This window comes from Streptomyces pacificus, assembly GCF_011766325.1.
Lineage (GTDB): Bacteria > Actinomycetota > Actinomycetes > Streptomycetales > Streptomycetaceae > Streptomyces > Streptomyces pacificus.
Map to the genome: position 1 here is coordinate 1 of NZ_BLLG01000102.1, position 255 is coordinate 255.

Below are 255 nucleotides of genomic sequence, written 5' to 3' on the forward strand. Positions count from 1 at the left end.
TCGGGCCCGAAAGGATCTGATAGAGTCGGAACCGCCGGAAAGGGAATTCGCGGAAGCGGATGAACGCTCTGGCAGCCCGCTCCAGCGGGTGGCGGAGAAGGAAATCGGATCTGCTAAGCTGGAAACATCGAAGGGAAGCGCCCGGAGGAAAGCCTCGGAGAGTGTTCCGTGGGTGAGTACGAAGGAAGCGTCCGTTCCTTGAGAACTCAACAGCGTGCCAAAAGTCAACGCCAGATATGTTGATACCCCGTCCAT

At 57.6% G+C, this 255-nt stretch carries 1 protein-coding gene; it reads left to right on the forward strand.

The window, feature by feature from the left end; translation table 11 throughout:
• Nucleotides 1–202 (forward strand): hypothetical protein (locus SCWH03_RS28690; protein ID WP_216854831.1); only part of this gene is annotated, 202 nt, incomplete at its 5' end.
• Nucleotides 203–255: the final 53 nt, after the last annotated feature.